General features: G+C 63.4%; 14 protein-coding genes. 6 read left to right on the top strand and 8 right to left on the bottom strand.

The features are described from left to right. Positions 1–9: 9 nt before the first annotated feature. Positions 10–711 (top strand): YoaK family protein, encoded by a 702-nt coding sequence (locus HG549_RS12030; RefSeq protein ID WP_170029705.1) that lies wholly within the window; start codon positions 10–12, stop codon positions 709–711. Here HG549_RS12030 and proP read toward each other — a convergent pair whose 3' ends face one another. The 6 genes from proP to glaH form a co-directional block, all read right to left on the bottom strand. Then, positions 712–2,214, bottom strand: a complete 1,503-nt coding sequence (gene proP / locus HG549_RS12025) for a glycine betaine/L-proline transporter ProP (protein ID WP_170029704.1) — start codon at positions 2,212–2,214, stop codon at positions 712–714. A gap of 155 nt (positions 2,215–2,369) precedes the next feature. After that, positions 2,370–3,344 carry a porphobilinogen synthase gene (gene hemB, locus HG549_RS12020; protein WP_170029703.1) on the bottom strand — a complete coding sequence of 325 codons (975 nt, stop codon included), beginning with the start codon at positions 3,342–3,344 and terminating at the stop codon, positions 2,370–2,372. A gap of 120 nt (positions 3,345–3,464) precedes the next feature. Continuing rightward, the gene (locus HG549_RS12015; RefSeq protein ID WP_170029702.1) at positions 3,465–4,358 is read right to left on the bottom strand and encodes a PA4780 family RIO1-like protein kinase; all 894 of its coding nucleotides are present in this window, start codon (positions 4,356–4,358) and stop codon (positions 3,465–3,467) included. 87 nt (positions 4,359–4,445) lie between these two features. After that, positions 4,446–5,837: a GABA permease gene (gene gabP / locus HG549_RS12010; protein WP_170029701.1), complete on the bottom strand. Its 1,392-nt coding sequence runs from the start codon at positions 5,835–5,837 to the stop codon at positions 4,446–4,448. 150 nt (positions 5,838–5,987) lie between these two features. Next, positions 5,988–7,238 carry an L-2-hydroxyglutarate oxidase gene (gene lhgO / locus HG549_RS12005; protein ID WP_170029700.1) on the bottom strand — a complete coding sequence of 417 codons (1,251 nt, stop codon included), beginning with the start codon at positions 7,236–7,238 and terminating at the stop codon, positions 5,988–5,990. 113 nt (positions 7,239–7,351) lie between these two features. Further along, entirely contained in the window at positions 7,352–8,329 is a 978-nt protein-coding gene (gene glaH / locus HG549_RS12000; RefSeq protein WP_170029699.1) for a glutarate dioxygenase GlaH, read from the bottom strand. Between the two features lie 196 nt (positions 8,330–8,525). Between glaH and csiR the strand changes: the two genes are divergently transcribed. The 3 genes from csiR (at position 8,526) to HG549_RS11985 (ending at position 11,519) form a co-directional block, all read left to right on the top strand. Beyond that, positions 8,526–9,221, top strand: coding sequence for a DNA-binding transcriptional regulator CsiR (csiR, locus tag HG549_RS11995; protein WP_170029698.1), 696 nt, complete (start codon positions 8,526–8,528; stop codon positions 9,219–9,221). Positions 9,222–9,469: 248 nt separating this feature from the next. Continuing rightward, positions 9,470–10,150 (top strand): response regulator transcription factor, encoded by a 681-nt coding sequence (locus tag HG549_RS11990; protein ID WP_170029697.1) that lies wholly within the window; start codon positions 9,470–9,472, stop codon positions 10,148–10,150. Continuing rightward, positions 10,128–11,519: a HAMP domain-containing sensor histidine kinase gene (locus HG549_RS11985; RefSeq protein WP_170029696.1), complete on the top strand. Its 1,392-nt coding sequence runs from the start codon at positions 10,128–10,130 to the stop codon at positions 11,517–11,519. The genes HG549_RS11990 and HG549_RS11985 overlap by 23 nt, the downstream gene beginning before the upstream one ends. A 136-nt stretch (positions 11,520–11,655) precedes the next feature. On the opposite strand, the gene cysS is transcribed toward HG549_RS11985, so the two are convergent. Together cysS and HG549_RS11975 are read right to left on the bottom strand one after the other, a co-directional pair. Beyond that, positions 11,656–13,038: a cysteine--tRNA ligase gene (gene cysS / locus HG549_RS11980; RefSeq protein ID WP_170029695.1), complete on the bottom strand. Its 1,383-nt coding sequence runs from the start codon at positions 13,036–13,038 to the stop codon at positions 11,656–11,658. 9 nt (positions 13,039–13,047) lie between these two features. Next, the gene (locus HG549_RS11975) at positions 13,048–14,751 is read right to left on the bottom strand and encodes a glutamine--tRNA ligase/YqeY domain fusion protein (protein WP_170029694.1); all 1,704 of its coding nucleotides are present in this window, start codon (positions 14,749–14,751) and stop codon (positions 13,048–13,050) included. A 249-nt stretch (positions 14,752–15,000) separates the two neighbouring features. Between HG549_RS11975 and HG549_RS11970 the strand changes: the two genes are divergently transcribed. Both HG549_RS11970 and HG549_RS11965 read left to right on the top strand, forming a co-directional pair. After that, positions 15,001–15,501 carry a peptidylprolyl isomerase gene (locus HG549_RS11970; protein ID WP_170029693.1) on the top strand — a complete coding sequence of 167 codons (501 nt, stop codon included), beginning with the start codon at positions 15,001–15,003 and terminating at the stop codon, positions 15,499–15,501. After that, positions 15,498–16,220, top strand: coding sequence for a UDP-2,3-diacylglucosamine diphosphatase (locus HG549_RS11965; protein ID WP_170029692.1), 723 nt, complete (start codon positions 15,498–15,500; stop codon positions 16,218–16,220). The genes HG549_RS11970 and HG549_RS11965 overlap by 4 nt, the downstream gene beginning before the upstream one ends. Positions 16,221–16,244 lie beyond the last annotated feature (24 nt).

Raw genomic sequence — 16,244 nt, 5'->3', positions numbered from 1 at the left:
GGTACCTGCATGCTGCCCAACGCCCTTCCTGCACGCACGGCCCGGCGGCTGCGCCTGCAGATCCTGCGTGGCCGTGTCGGCCTTGGCCTGGTTGCCGGGCTGTCGGTACTGGCCGGCATGACCGATGCGATCGGCCTGCTGGCACTGGGCGACTTCGTCTCGTTCATGAGCGGCAACACCACGCGCCTGGCGGTGGCCATCAGTGAAGCGGACCTGGCCATGGTGCTGCGCCTGAGTGGCGCCGTGCTCGGCTTTGTCGCCGGCAACGCACTGGGTGTGCTGTTGGCGCGCGCCTTCCGCCGGCGGGCTTGGCCAGTGCTGCTGGTGGTCGCCGTACTGCTGGCCTTCGCCGCTGGCTGGCGCTTGGCAAATACCTTCCCGGCGCTGCTGGCCGCCACCTTGGCCATGGGCATGATCAATGCCGTGGTCGAACAGGTGAACGGCCTGCCGATCGGCCTGACCTACGTCACCGGCGCCCTGTCACGTTTCGGCCGCGGCCTGGGGCGCTGGCTGTTGGGTGAGCGGCGCAACGGCTGGCGCGTGCAACTGGTCCCGTGGGCCGGCATGCTGCTAGGCGCTGCGCTGGGGGCCTGGCTGGAGCAACGCCTGGGCCTGCAGGCGCTGGCCGGCAGCTGCTCGCTGGCCTGCGTGCTGGCCCTGGTGTCGCGCTTCATTCCCCGCTCCTGGCAGCGTGGCTACATGCCACGCTGATCAGTCGATGCGCGGATGTTGCTGCACCAGCAACTTGCGCTTGGCCTCCAGTTCGGCAATCTGCGCATCGATGTCCTCGATCTTCTGCTCGATATTGTCATGGTGCTCCTGCAGCAGCTCGCGCGCTTCCTCGATATCCGATGCGGCCGGTGCCGCGCCGCGCAGCGGCTTGTTGGCGGTTTCCTTCATGGTCAGGCCGGTGACCAGCCCCACGGCAGCAATCACCATCAGGTAGTACGCCGGCATGTACAGGTTGCCGCTGCTCTCCACCAGCCAGGCCGCCAGGGTCGGTGTAAGCCCGGCAATCAGTACCGAGATGTTGAAGGCGCTGGCCAGGGCGCTGTAGCGGATATGCGTCGGGAACATGGCCGGTAGTGTCGAGGCCATCACGCCGATGAAGAAGTTCAGCAGCACGGCAATGATCAGCAGCCCGGCAAAAATCACCCCCAGCACACCGCTGTTGATCAGCATGAAGGCAGGGATGGCCAACACGAAAAGGCCGACACTGCCGACGATGATGAACGGGCGCCGGCCGAACTTGTCGCTGAGCAGGCCGATCATCGGTTGCACGAACAGCATGCCGACCATGATCGCGATGATGATCAGCACGCCGTGGTCTTCACTGTAGTGCAGGTTGTGCGACAGGTAGCTGGGCATGTAGGTGAGCAGCATGTAGTAGGTGACGTTGGTGGCGATCACCACGCCGATGCAGGTCACCAGGCTGCGCCAGTGCTGGGTGGCGACTTCCTTGAACGATACCTTGGGCCCGGCCGCCAGCCCTTCGCGGTCGCCTTGCTCCAGCTTGTCGACGTGCTGCTGGAAGGCTGGGGTCTCCTCCAGCGCATGGCGCAGGTAGAGGCCGATGATGCCCAGCGGCAGGGCGAGGAAGAACGGCAGGCGCCAGCCCCATTCGAGGAACTTGTCCTCACCCAGCACGGTGGAGATCAGCACCACCACCCCAGCCCCCAGCACAAACCCGGCAATCGAGCCAAAGTCCAGCCAGCTGCCGAGAAACCCGCGCTTGCGGTCGGGCGCGTATTCGGCGACGAAGATCGACGCGCCGGTGTACTCGCCCCCTACCGAGAAGCCCTGGGCCATCTTCGCCAGCAGCAACAGGATCGGCGCCCAGATGCCGATGCTGGCATAGGACGGTATCAGGCCAATGGCGAAGGTGCTGAGCGACATGATGACGATGGTTGCCGCGAGGATCTTCTGCCGCCCGAAACGGTCGCCCAGGGCACCGAAGAACAGCCCGCCCAATGGCCTGATCAGAAACGGTACGGAGAACGTGGCCAACGCCGCGATCATCTGCACGCCCGGGTCGGCATTGGGGAAGAATACCTTGCCCAGGGCATAGGCGACGAAGCCGTAGACACCGAAATCGAACCACTCCATGGCATTGCCCAGGGCGGCTGCGGTAATCGCCTTGCGCATCTTCGCGTCGTCGACGATGGTGATGTCCTTGAGGCCGATTGGCTGGACGCTTTTCTTGCGAGGTTTCATGTCCGTATCCCTGTCGATGAATGCTCTAAGGGATGAGATACAACGGGACACTAAATAATTCAGCGCTTACTGCTTTTTCGTGCTTTCTCGGCAGCTGCTGCGCATTGGAGGAAAGCCGCTGCGATGGCAGCGGCTTACATGGGCAAAGGCCCCGGTCAGATACCGTCGCGGGCCAGGTCCATGGCGAAGTAGGTGAGGATCAGGTCGGCACCGGCACGTTTGATCGCGCCGATGCTTTCACGCACCACCCGGCCTTCATCGATGGCGCCAGCCAGGCCGCCGAACTTGATCATCGCGTATTCGCCACTGACCTGGTATGCGGCCAGCGGCAGGCGCGAGGCGGCACGGATATCGGCAATCACGTCGAGGTAGGCGCCGGCCGGCTTGACCATCAGTACGTCGGCCCCTTCCTGCTCGTCGAGCAACGACTCGCGCACCGCTTCGCGGCGGTTCATGGGGTTCATCTGATAGCTCTTGCGGTCGCCCTTCAGCGCGGTACCACCGGCTTCGCGGAACGGGCCATACAGTGACGAAGCGAACTTGGTGGAATAGGCCATGATCGCGGTGTCGTGGAACCCGGCAGCATCCAGCGCGCTGCGGATGGCCTGCACCTGGCCGTCCATTGCCGCCGAAGGGGCGATGAAATCGGCACCGGCAGCGGCGGCGATGACCGCCTGCTTGCCCAGGTTGGCCAGTGTGGCATCGTTGTCCACGCCGTGGTCATGCAACACGCCGCAATGGCCGTGGCTGGTGTATTCGCAGAAGCAGGTGTCGGACATCACCACCATTTCCGGCACGGCGTCCTTGCAGATCCGCGACATGCGCGCGACCAGGCCGTTTTCGTTCCAGGTGTCGCTGCCAACGGCGTCCAGGTTGTGCGAAACGCCAAAGGTCATCACCGACTTGATGCCGGCGCGGGCATAGCGTTCGATTTCCTGGGCCAGCAGCTTCTCGGGGATACGGTTGACCCCGGGCATGCTGGTGATCGGCACGAAGTCATCGATGCCCTCTTCGACGAAGATTGGCAGGATCAGGTCTTCAAGGCGGAACTCGGTTTCCTGGAAGATCGTGCGCAGGGACTCGTTCTGGCGCAGGCGGCGAGGACGAACGGACGGGAATTGGTTGGACATGACTGCTCCAGGGGATTTGAACGGCGTATACCTTATGCCTGTCGCGCGCCAGTGAAAAGGCCAAATGACGAGATATTGTCGTACGTCAACGGCAACGGTTGCTGCGGCACAGGCGACCTGTCACTGCAGCCAGGGCGGGGTCGGCTCCTCGGCCCCAGCCGGCCCATGCTCGGCCTCGGCCCGCGCCGCACGCCGGCGCGCATCATCCCGCCGGGCGGCATCGATCTCGCGCATCACCCCCGCCACGTCGGCATCATGCGCGTCCTCTTCGAACAGCCCTGTCAGGGGGCTGTCCGGGCGCAGTTCGCCCGCCTCGTACAAGGCCCACATTTCCTGCGCGTAGCGGGTATTTTTCAATTCCGGCGCAAATCGCCCGAAATAGTGCGCCATGTTGGCCACATCGCGTTGCAACATGCTGAAGGCATGGTTGTTGGCCGCCGCATCCACGGCCTGCGGCAGGTCGATGATCACCGGCCCGTCGGGGCCGAGCAGCACGTTGAACTCCGACAGGTCGCCATGCACCAGCCCGGCACACAGCATCAGCACGATCTGGCGAATGACGAAGGCATGGAAGGTGCGGGCTTCCTCGGCCTCCAGGTGCACGTCGTTCAAGCGCGGTGCCGCGTCGCCGTCGGCGTCGGTCACCAGCTCCATCAACAGCACGCCGTCCTGGAAGTCATAGGGCCGTGGCACGCGCACGCCGGCAGCGGCCAGCCGGAACAGCGCCGCCACTTCGGCGTTCTGCCAGGCATCCTCGGCTTCCTTGCGGCCATACTTGCTGCCCTTGGCCATGGCCCGTGCCTGGCGGCTGTTGCGCACCTTGCGGCCTTCCTGGTATTCGGCGGCCTGGCGGAAACTGCGCTTGTTGGCTTCTTTATACACCTTTGCGCAGCGCACCTGGCTGCCGCAGCGCACGACATACACGGCGGCTTCCTTGCCACTCATCAACGGCCGCAGTACTTCGTCGACCAGGCCGTCCTCGATCAGGGGTTCGATTCTTTTGGGTGTCTTCATCAGGCTGCGTTCGGGGTCCTGGCTGTGATGGCGGACATCCTCTCACAGCCGGGAGCGACTTGCTCGTCTGTCTTCAGCGCGCCAGGGTCAGGCGCCCTGCCCCACACCACCTGGCACCATCCCGCGTGCCCGGCGCCGGGTAACCAGCAGGCCGGAACACACCACCAGCAACGCCAGTACCATGGTCGATACGACCTCTATGCGGTGGTCCGGGCGGAACAACATCAACACCAGTACCGCGCTGATGAACAGGATCACCGCCCAGGTCAGCCACGGGAACAGCCACATGCGGTAACCCAAGGTCTTGCCCTGGGCAATCAGGCGCTGGCGCAGGCGCAACTGGGAAATGGCAATCACCAGGTACACCAGCAAGGCAATCGCGCCGGAGCTGGCCATGAGGAAGCCGAATACCTTGGCCGGCACCAGGTAGTTGGCAATGACCGCCAGGAACGCCGCACCGGTGGACAGCAACACCGCCACCACCGGCGTGCCACTGCGGCTGGTCAGCTGGGCGCAGGCCGGTGCATCACCGCGGCGGCTCAGCGAATAGACCATGCGCGAGGCGGTGTACAGCGACGAGTTGAGGCAACTGGTGACCGAAGTCAGCACGACGAAGTCGATGATCGCCTTGGCATGCGGCACGCCGAGGGTGTCCAGCACCGTGACATAGGAGCCTTCGCTGGCCAGGCGCGGGTCAGTCCACGGCACCAGGGCGATGACGATGAAGATCGACAGGATATAGAACAGCGTGATTCGCCAGATCACCGAGTTGGTGGCCCTGGAGATGTGCTTGCCCGCTTCGTCGGACTCGGCTGCGGCGATGGTCACCACCTCGGCACCGAGGAACGAGAACATGGTGATGAGCATGGCACTGAGCACCGCGCCGAAGCCGTTGGGCATGAAACCGCCCGTGTCCCACAGGCGCGACACGCCGCTGACACCGGAGCCCGGCAGCAGGCCGAAGATGGCGCACAGCCCCAGCGCGATGAAGCCGACGATGGCCAGCACCTTGACCAGCGCCAGCCAGAACTCGAACTCACCATAGTTCTTCACGCTGAACAGGTTGGTCGCGGTCAGCAGCAAGGTGATGACCAGCGACAGCAGCCAGATTTCCAGCTGCGGAACCCAGGAATTGATAATGGTGGCGGCGATGTTGGCCTCGATCGGGATGATCAGCACCCAGAACCACCAGTACAGCCAGCCGATGGTATAGCCGGCCCATTTGCCGATGGCGAGGTCGGCATAGGTGGAAAACGAACCGGTGTCCGGCGAGGCCACCGCCATTTCCGCCAGCATGCGCATTACCAGCACCACCAGGGCACCGGCCAGGATATAGGCGAGGATGGTGGCCGGCCCGGCTTCGGCGATCGCCCGGCCGGAGCCGACGAACAGGCCGGCACCGATCACACCGGCGATGGACAGCATGGTGACATGCCGTGATTTCAATCCATGACTCAAATTGTTGTTGTGGGTTTGCATGGCGTTACCTTGTTGTTTTTGTCATGCCCACGCAGGGGCCGTCGGCTTGCACGTCACCGACGCAGGCGCGAAAAAGCCCGCCCTGCCCTAGAGGGTGAGTAGGGCAGTACGGGTTGAGTAAACGAAACCGCAGGAGGTGCTACAGGTGCTTCAGCCGGCTGCCCGCCGGCGCGGCGCCAGGTCGGCCTTGGGCGCAGCGCTGCCTTGCCGGCTGACTTGCTCACAGACTTTCTCGACGATGTAGGCACCAATCGGAATGGCCGACGTGGCAGCCGGCGACGGCGCATTGCAGACGTTGACGCTGCGCGCAGTGTTGACGAACAGGAAGTCGTCGATCAGCTTGCCGTCACGCGACACGGCCTGGGCACGCACGCCGGCCGGGTACGGCGTGAGGTCGGCCTTGGTGATGCTCGGGCAGTACTTTTGCACCTGCTTGAGGTAGCCGCCCTTGAACAGCGAGTTCTTCATCTCGATCAGGCCCGGGCGGAAGTTCTTTGCCAGAACCTTGAGGATGCCCGGGGTGGTCAGGGTCTGGAACAGGTCGCCAGGGCTGATGTCGGTCTTGCGATAGCCCTCGCGCTTCATCGCCAGCACGGCGTTGGGGCCGACGGTGACGGTGCCGTCGATCATGCGCGTCAGGTGCACCCCGAGGAACGGCATGGACGGGTCGGGAATCGGGTAGATCAGGTGGTTGACGATCTGGTTGTGCTGCTTGGGCAGCAGGTAGTACTCACCGCGGAACGGGCAGATGACGAAGTCGGTGCGCAGGCCCAGCATGCTCACCACGCGGTCGGCCATCAGGCCCGAACAGGTCACCAGGAAACGGCTGCGCAGCTCGTCGCCATGCGTACGCACGATCACTTCACTGGCCAGCTCCTGCAAGCCGACCACCTCGGCGCCATAACGGATTTCGCCACCGGCACGCTGGAATTGCGCGCCCATTGCCGCCGTCACCTGGGCGTAATTGACGATGCCGCTGGAGGGCACGAAGATGCCGCCCATGCCCACGATGTTCGGCTCGCGCTCGCGCAGCTCGGACGCTGACAGCCAGTAGCGTTCCAGGCCATTAGCCGCGGTGCGCTCCCACAGCGCCTTCATGCGCTGCATTTCCAGTTCGTTGGTGGCTACCAGCAGCTTGCCGCACTCATCGAAGCGGATGCCGTGCTCGGTGCAGAAGGCCTTGGTGGCCTTGTTGCCTTCCAGGCAGAAGCGCGCCTTGAGACTACCAGGGGTGTAATACACGCCGGCGTGGATCACGCCGCTGTTGTGGCCGGTCTGGTGGCGGGCCGGGCCGGACTCTTTCTCCAGCAGGAGAATCTTCGCATCCGGGTAGACCTTGATCAGGTGCATGGCCGTGGACATGCCCACAATGCCACCGCCGATGATGATGAAATCGTACACAGCCTTACCTCACACGCAGGCATTGCCTGGCTGGCTCACCAAGGCCCGCAGGGCCCTGATGGCATCGTTTGCTACATGGACGCATGGGCGGGCGCCCGCCCCACGCCCTGTCATTATTGCCCGCGCTGGTACAGCGGTTTGGGGAAGGCAAGGTAACCGCGCTGGCGCATCAGCTCGCGGCGCAGGCCTTCGTGTGGCGTGAAACGATCACGGCCATGCAGCCAGAACAGGTTGTTGATCAGCAGGAAGCTGCCCACGCCCACCGGTACCGAAAGCTTCTTCGCGCTGCCTTCCAGCGATTCGGACAAGGCGTTCAGCCAGATGCCTTCCTCAAAGTTTTCCGGCTGCACGAACTGGTCAATGTAGCGCATGGTCGGGCGGCCTTCAGCATCAGTGTCGAATACCGCGTGGAACACATCCTCGGACACCTTCTTGCTCGGTGGTGCGGTCCAGCGCATCTCGCGACGGGCCAGTGGGTGGCGGAAGAACTCGTCGCACTGCTCCCAGTCGTCCAGGTGCAGCAGCAGCGAGTTACCCCCTTCCATGTTCTTTTCGTCGATTTTCAGCATCAGCACGTAGTCGGTGATCTGGTTGACGAAGGTGCCGTCATTGTGCAGCTCCATGACCCGGTGCGGCTGGCGCAGGTAGCTGTCGGAGTTGTCGGTATTGACCACCACGAAGCGGGCATAGAACTGCCCGCTCATGGCGTCGTAGTTGCTGCGCCCGATCAGGTGCGCACAGGCGGTGGTGAACTTGACCATGTCTTCGGCCTGGCTCACGTCATCCAGCCCGACCGGGGTGATCAGCATGCCACCGCTGGCGCGGTTGAGGATGGTGTTGAGCAGCACCGGGCGCAGGGTGCCTTGGCACAGCTGGTCGAGGATCTCACCCACCCGAAAACGCAGGAACGACTTGTACTCCAGCGCCTGCACCGGCCACTGGGCAACGGCCTGGACGAACGCTTCGACCGTTTCGCGGGCAAAGGTGATCTCCAGCAGGCGCGGCGACTGCTTCGAAGGGGCGATGGTGTAACCATGCGGTTCGAGCGGCAGTGGCATCACAAGTTCGTCGATCTGCGTAAATGCGTTCATGGCAAGGTCCTGGCAAAGAAAGTGAATGGCGCCGTCCGGTCATGACCTGGATCAGTGCGGGCGAGAGAAAAATATCGCCACAAACACAAAATGTCTACATTTTTATTTTTCAGCGATGTTTTGCTTGTTTGTCCATTGTTTTTCGCCAGCCGGCGCTTTCGGTATGATCGGCAAAACGGTTTGAGGAAACAGGACCTTGGAAGCGCTCGCCCCCCGACAAAACTCAGCATTCAGCGGGTATGAGAGGCTCAAGAAGGACATCATCCGCGGCGTCTTCAAGCCCGGGGAAAAGCTGTTGATGAGCACCCTGAAGGAACGCTACGACCTGGGCGTCGGCCCGTTGCGCGAAGCGCTGTCGCAACTGGTGGCCGAGCACCTGGTCAACGCGATCAGCCAGAAGGGCTACCGCGTGGCGCCCATGTCGCTGGAGGAGATGAACGACATCTACGATGCCCGCGCCAACCTGGAGGCGATGATCATCACCCTGGCCATCGAGCGCGGCGACGATGCCTGGGAAGCGTCGGTACTGGCCCACTCGCATACCCTGGCCAAGGTGATGGAGGTAAAAACCCGCGAGCAGCGCCTGGATGTCTGGGATGAACGGCACAAGGCATTCCACACTGCGATCGCGTCGGGTTGCGGTTCCCGGCATCTGCTACAGGCGCGCACCTACCTGTTCGACCAGGCCGAGCGCTACCGGCACCTGTGGCTGACCCAGACGGTGTTTTCCGAGCAGGCCCTGGAACTCAAGCGCCAGGAACATGCGGCACTGGTCGAAGCGCTTCTCGCCCGGGACGCCAAGCGTGCCAGCGCCATGATGCGTTCGCACCTGATGACCCCGGTGCCGATCATTGCCCAGATCATGCATGCCGAAGGCATCGGCGCACGCTGACCGCTTTGCCCTGACCTGCGCGGTCCCGTGTAGGAGCGGCCTTGTGTCGCGAAAGGGCTGCGCAGCAGCCCCAGGATTTCAGTGCAAATGCACAAATTGCCGGGGGCTGCTGCGCAGCCCTTTCGCGACACAAGGCCGCTCCTACAAGGGGGTGTCGCCCGGTCGGGTGGCCAGATGAATTTTTCTTAAATCGCCGGTTGGCTATTCTTTGGCACAATCAACTCTCCATCAGATGCCCGGAAACCAGCATGCCTCGCGTACTGACCATCGAAGACGACGCCGTCACCGGCCAGGAAATCGTCGCCGAACTTACCAGCCACGGCCTGGAAGTGGATTGGGCCGACAATGGCCGTGAAGGCCTTTCCAAAGCCATTGCCGGCGGCTACGACCTGATCACCCTCGACCGCATGCTGCCCGAGGTCGACGGGCTGACCATCGTCACGACCCTGCGCAACCTCAAGATCACCACGCCGATCCTGATGATCAGTGCCCTGTCGGATGTTGACGAGCGAGTGCGCGGCCTGCGGGCCGGTGGTGACGACTACCTGACCAAACCGTTCGCCTCCGATGAGATGGCTGCACGGGTCGAGGTCCTGCTGCGCCGCAACAGCGTGCCGGTCACCCAGACCCGCCTGCAGGTAGCCGACCTGCAACTGGACCTGATCAGCCACGAGGCCCGGCGCGGCGATCAGACGCTCAACCTGCTGCCCACCGAGTACAAGCTGCTGGAATACCTCATGCGCCACAGCGGCCAGGTGATCACCCGCATGATGATTTTCGAAGAAGTCTGGGGCTACCACTTCGACCCGGGTACCAACCTGATCGACGTGCACATTGGCCGCCTGCGCAAGAAGATCGACTCACCCGGCCAGTCGCCGCTGATCCGTACGGTACGGGGCTCCGGCTATGCCATTGCTGAACCCGTCTAAAGGCTGGAGCTCCTCGACCAGCCGCCTGCTGGCGCTGTACAGCTTTCTGTTCGTGGCGTGGAGCAGCATCCTCATGGGGGTGCTGTACTTCGAGGTGTCCAGCTACCTGAACAAACTCACCCGTCATTCCATGCTGCAGCGCCAGCACCTGTTCGCCCACATGAGCGGCAAGCAGCTGGATGATGCCCTGGTCGCCAGCCAGGCCCTGGAAGAGCGCAGCTTCGATGCCTATGGTCTGTTCGACAGCCAGCTCAACCCGATTGGCGGGCGCATTCGCGCGCTTCCGCCGGAGTTGCGGCTCGATGGCAAGGTTCATGAACTCAAGCGCTGCCTGGACGCCGACGACCCGCACATGCCGCGTGACAGCTGTGATGCCGTGGCGATCAAGGTGCAGGACGGCCGCTGGCTGGTGCTGGTGCGTGACAACGGCTCGCTGTTCGTGGTTACCCGGATCATCCTGCATGCACTGCTCTGGGGTATCTCGCTGACCCTGATCCCAGGCTTTGCCGGCTGGTACCTGCTGCGCCGCAGGCCGCTCAAGCGCATCCGTGCGATCCAGGCCCAGGCCGAGCTGATCGTCGCCGGCGACCTCACCCACCGCCTGCCGTTGTCGGCCCGGCGTGACGAACTGGACATGCTGGCAGCCATCGTCAATGCCATGCTCGACCGCATCGAGCGATTGATGCACGAGGTCAAGGGTGTGTGCGACAACATCGCCCACGACCTGCGCACCCCACTCACGCGCCTGCGCGCCCAGCTGTACCGCATTCGCCAGCAGAGCGACAGCGACTCCACCCAGGCCGAGGCGCTGGACCAGGCCATCGGCGAAACCGACACCTTGATGGCGCGTTTTCGCGGGCTGTTGCGCATCAGCGAACTGGAAGACCGCCAACGGCGCGCCGGTTTCGTCCAGCTGGACCCACACGCGCTGCTGGTGGAGCTGCATGACTTCTATCTGCCGTTGGCCGAGGATGGCGGTATTCGCCTGGAATTGCAGCAGCCCGCAGAACTGCCGGCACTGCATGGTGACCGCGAGCTGTTGTTCGAAGCCTTGGCCAACCTGGTGGGCAACGCTATCAAGTTCACCCCGGAGGGTGGCCAGGTGCGGATCAGCGCCACGCAGGACGACAATGGCCTGCAACTGGCCATCGAGGACAGCGGGCCGGGTATTCCCGAAGAAGAACGGGCTGCGGTACTGAAGCGCTTCTATCGCAGCGAAGAAGGCCATCGCCATGCGGGGTTCGGGCTGGGGCTGTCGATCGTTGCGGCGATCGTCGACCTGCACGGGTTCGGGCTGGAAGTGGGGGCAAGCGAGTTGGGTGGGGCCAGGCTGGTTCTGCATTGCCCGCTGGCCGCGTCAGGCAAGTAGACAATGGGGCTGCTCTGCAGCCCATCGCGACACAAGGCCGCTCCTACAGGGGCGACGCAAGCATCCGATGCTGCGCTACTCCTGTAGGAGCGGCCTTGTGTCGCGATGGGCCGCAAAGCGGCCCCGTCTGTACGGATCAGTCAGCCAGACGCCAGGTAGTACTACCCTTGCTGTCCTCCAGCACAATCCCCATGGCGGTCAGCTGGTCGCGAATACGATCGGATTCGGCCCAGTTCTTGTCCGCACGCGCCTGCAGGCGCGCCTGGATCAAGCCCTCGACCGCAGCAGCATCGACCTTGCCTTCGGCACCGGCACGCAGGAAGTCATCGGCTTCCAGCTGCAGCACACCCAGCACGTCACCCAGCTCGCGCAGGCGACCCGCCAGGCCGGCAGCCGCATCCGGGTCGCTGTCGCGCAGGCGGTTGATCTCGCGCACCAGGTCGAACAGTACGGCGCAGGCTTCAGGCGTGCCGAAGTCGTCGTTCATCGCCACGCTGAAGCGCTCGACAAATGCCTCACCGCCCTTGGCTGGCACGCGCGGGAGGCCGCGCAAGGCGTGATAGAAGCGCTCCAAGGCACCCTTGGCATCGCGCAGGCTGTCTTCCGAGTAGTTGATCGCGCTGCGGTAGTGGCTGGCCACCAGCAGGTAGCGCACCACTTCCGGGTGATACTTCTCGAGCACGTCACGGATGGTGAAGAAATTGTTCAACGACTTGGACATTTTCTCGCCGTTGATGCGGATCATGCCGCAGTGCATCCAGGCGTTGGCGTACGGTTTGCCAGTGGCCGCCTCGCTCTGGGCAATCTCGTTCTCGTGGTGCGGGAACTCCAGGTCGCTGCCACCGCCGTGAATGTCGAAGCTCTCGCCCAGGCAGCAGGTGGACATCACCGAGCACTCGATGTGCCAGCCCGGACGCCCCGGGCCCCACGGCGACTCCCAGCTCGGCTCGCCCGGCTTGGCGCCTTTCCACAGGACGAAATCCAGCGGGTCCTGCTTGGCTTCATCGACCTCGATGCGCGCGCCGATACGCAGGTCTTCGATCTTCTTGCGCGACAGCTTGCCGTAGCCGACGAACTTGCCGACCCGGTAGTACACGTCGCCATTGCCCGGGGCGTAGGCGTAGCCCTTGTCGATCAAGGTCTGGATCATGTCGTGCATGCCGCCGATATGGTCGGTGGCACGCGGCTCCTGGTCCGGCGGCAGGATGTTCAGGCGCCGCTCGTCTTCGTGCATGGCATCGATCATGCGCGCGGTCAGGGCGTCGAAGCTCTCGCCGTTCTCGTTGGCCCGGTTGATGATCTTGTCATCGATGTCGGTGATGTTGCGCACGTAGGTCAGCTCGTAGCCGCTCTTGCGCAGCCAGCGCGTGACCAGGTCGAAGGCCACCATGCTGCGGCCATGGCCCAGGTGGCAGTAGTCGTACACGGTCATGCCGCACACGTACATGCGCACCTTGTTGCCATCCAGCGGCTTGAAGACTTCCTTGGCTTTGCTCAGGGTGTTGTAGATGGTAAGCACGGCGGTTCCTCAGCTGCCCCAGGAGTCACGCAGGGTGACAGTGCGGTTGAACACCGGGCGGCCCGGCTGGCTGTCTTTCAGGTCGGCGCAGAAGTAGCCTTCGCGCTCGAACTGGAAGCGGTCCTCGGGCTGGGCCTGGGCCAGCGATGGCTCGGCACGGCAGCCGCGCAGCACCTGCAGCGAATCCGGGTTGATGTTGTCCAGGAAGCTGCCGCCCTCCTCGGTCTTTTCCGGGTTCGGCGAGCGGAACAGGCGGTCGTACAGGCGCACTTCGCACTCGACGCTGCCCTCGGCCGGCACCCAGTGGATCACGCCCTTGACCTTGCGCCCTTCAGGGTTCTTGCCCAGGGTGTCCGGGTCGTACGAGCAGCGCAGCTCGACGATGTTGCCGTCGGCATCCTTGATGGCCTCGTCGGCGCGGATCACGTAGCTGCCGCGCAGGCGCACTTCGCCGGCCGGTTCCAGGCGCTTGTAGCCCTTCGGCGGCTGTTCCATGAAGTCGTCGCGGTCGATGTACAGCTCACGGGAGAACGGCAGCACGCGCACGCCCATGTCTTCCTTCGGGTGGCGCGGCAGCTCGAGCTGCTCGACCTGGCCTTGCGGGTAGTTGGTGATGACCACCTTCAGCGGGCGCAGCACGCACATGGCGCGCGGCGCGGTGCGGTCCAGGTCGTCACGGATGCTGAACTCCAGCATCGACATGTCGACCACGCCGTCGGAGCGGTTGGTGCCGATCATTTCGCAGAAGTTGCGGATCGAGGCCGGGGTGTAGCCACGGCGACGGAAACCGGACAGGGTCGACATGCGTGGGTCGTCCCAGGCTTCGACGTGCTTTTCGTCGACCAGTTGCTTGAGCTTGCGCTTGGACGTGATGGTGTAGTTCAGGTTCAGGCGGCTGAACTCGTACTGGCGCGGGTGTGCCGGCACCGGCAGGTTGTCGAGGAACCAGTCGTACAGCGGACGATGCCCTTCGAATTCCAGGGTGCAGATCGAGTGGGTGATGCCCTCGATGGCGTCCGACTGGCCGTGGGTAAAGTCGTAGTTGGGGTAGATGCACCACTTGTCACCGGTCTGGTGGTGGTAGGCATGGCGGATGCGGTAAAGGATCGGGTCGCGCAGGTTCATGTTTGGCGACGCCATGTCGATCTTGGCCCGCAGCACGCGCTCGCCGTCCTTGAACTCACCGGCCTTCATGCGCGCGAACAAGTCCAGGTTCTCTTCCACGCTGCGCTCGCGGAACGGGCTGTTCTTGCCCGGCTCCTTGAGGCTGCCGCGGTATTCCTTGGCCTGCTCGGGGGTGAGGTCGCAAACGTAGGCCTTGCCGCGCTTGATCAGCTCGACCGCCCAGTCGTGCAGCTGGTCGAAGTAATCGGAGGCGTAGCGCACCTCACCGGCCCAGTCGAAGCCCAGCCACTTGACATCGCTCTGGATGGCGTCGATGTACTCCTGGTCTTCCTTGGCCGGGTTGGTATCGTCGAAACGCAGGTGGCAGACGCCACCGAATTCCTTGGCCAGGCCGAAGTTGACGCAGATCGACTTGGCGTGGCCGATGTGCAGGTAACCATTGGGCTCCGGCGGGAAACGGGTAACGATGCGGCTGTGCTTGCCCGAGTCCAGGTCGGCCTGGATGATCGGCCGCAGGAAGTTCGCAGGGACAGCGGGGGCGCCTTTGGCAGCGGCGTTGGGCGCGTTGTCGGCAGTGGGCTTGCTCATAGGATCCTTGAATGCACGTGGCCGGCCTGGGTAGGCCGATTGAATCAAAGGGCCTATCATAGCCGAAGCAGTCAAGCTGCTGACAGTCGGGCCCGGACAAACAGGCGTGATTTATCACGGCTTTTTGCCGCAGCCTGGCAAAATGGCCAGTGCGCGCCATGTGTCGCGACCGCCTGATCCTGCGTCAGGTGGTAACCCCGCGCCCTGCGCACCCTAATTCCCGATTGCCTTGAAAGAGCGAGTTTCAGCATGTCCAAAGTCAAACTGAGCACCAACCACGGCGACATCGTCCTGCAACTGGACGCCGAGAAAGCGCCGCTGACTACCGAAAACTTCGTTCAGTACGTCAAGGATGGCCACTACAACGGCACCGTGTTCCACCGCGTGATCAAGGGCTTCATGATCCAGGGCGGCGGCTTCGAGCCTGGCATGAGCCAGAAGAAAACCCGCGCCAGCATCCAGAACGAAGCCGACAACGGCCTGAAAAACAAGAAGTACAGCATCGCCATGGCCCGTACCATGGAGCCGCACTCCGCCTCGGCGCAGTTCTTCATCAACGCTGCCGACAACGACTTCCTCAACCACAGCGGCAAGAACGTGCAGGGCTGGGGCTACGCGGTGTTCGGCGAAGTGATCGAAGGCCGTGAAATCGTCGATGCCATCGAGAAGGTCGCGACCGGTTCCAAGGCTGGCCACCAGGACGTGCCAAAGGACGACGTGATCATCGAGAAAGCCGAGATCATTGAGTGATCCTGCTGATCTCCGATCTGCACCTGCAAGAAGAACGCCCGGATATCACCCGGGCGTTTCTGGATTTGCTCGATGGCCGTGCCCGCCACGCCGAGGCCTTGTACATTCTCGGCGACTTCTTCGAAGCGTGGATCGGCGACGATGCCATGACGCCGTTCCAGCAGTCGATCTGCCAGGCCATGCGCCGCTTGAGCGACAGCGGTACGGCCATCTACCTGATGCATGGCAACCGTGATTTCCTGATTGGCCAGGCCTTCTGCGAAGCGGCGGGCTGCACGTTGCTGGCCGATCCCAGCGTGATCGAGCTGGGTGGCGAACCGGTGTTGCTGATGCATGGCGACACCTTGTGCACCCGCGACCTGGGCTACATGAAGATGCGCCGTCTGCTGCGCAACCCGTTGAGCTTGTGGGTGTTGCGTCACCTGCCGCTGGCGGCGCGCTACAAGCTGGCGCGCAAGCTGCGCAGCGAAAGCCGCTCGCAAACGCGGATGAAAGCCACCGAAATCGTCGACGTCACCCCGGAAGCAGTGCCGCAGGTGATGGCCGCGCAGGGTGTGCGCACGCTGGTGCATGGCCATACCCACCGGCCGGCAATCCACAAACTGGTGGTCGATGGGCAACCGGCACGGCGTATCGTGCTGGGTGACTGGGACCGCCGGGGCTGGGTGTTGCAGGTTGACGAGCAAGGCTTTCAGCTGGCGCCGTTCGAGTTTTCCTGACGCTGTAGCGCTGGCAAATACTGG

It is taken from the genome of Pseudomonas sp. SK (assembly GCF_012975065.1).
GTDB classification, from domain to species: domain Bacteria; phylum Pseudomonadota; class Gammaproteobacteria; order Pseudomonadales; family Pseudomonadaceae; genus Aquipseudomonas; species Aquipseudomonas anuradhapurensis.
The sequence above is the reverse complement of the archived record's forward strand: the minus strand, read 5'-3'. Positions and strand labels throughout refer to the sequence as shown.